The organism is Amycolatopsis sp. NBRC 101858 (assembly GCF_030269325.1).
GTDB lineage: Bacteria > Actinomycetota > Actinomycetes > Mycobacteriales > Pseudonocardiaceae > Amycolatopsis > Amycolatopsis ponsaeliensis.
This window is the reverse complement of the sequence record NZ_BSTD01000014.1, coordinates 1-392: the sequence shown is the minus strand read 5'-3', so window position 1 is coordinate 392 and position 392 is coordinate 1. Positions and strand designations below refer to the sequence as shown.

The window sequence follows — 392 nt, the reverse complement described above, 5'->3', positions numbered from 1 at the left end:
GACGGTGAGCCGATGCTGCCGGGCACGTTCGTCGACTACGACGCCCAACCCCGCGAATACGAACTCTCCGTCGCCCAGACGGTGCTGCGGGTGCATTCGCGGGTGGCGGATCTCTACAACCAGCCGATGAACCAGATCGAGCAGCAGCTGCGGCTGACCGTGGAAGCACTGCGGGAACGCCAGGAACACGAACTGATCAACAACACCGACTTCGGGTTGCTGCACAACGCCGACTTCGCCCAGCGCATCCCGACCCGCACCGGCCCACCCACCCCCGACGACCTGGATGAGCTGCTGGCCCTGGTCTGGAAGGACCCGGGCGTGTTCCTGGCGCATCCGAAGACGATCGCGGCGTTCGGGCGGGAGTGCACCAAGGCCGGGGTCTACCCGGA

1 pseudogene is annotated in these 392 nt (G+C 66.6%); it reads left to right on the top strand.

Annotated elements, in window-relative coordinates:
* Positions 1-392: pseudogene (locus tag QSK39_RS52910) on the top strand (Crp/Fnr family transcriptional regulator); the annotation flags it as partial.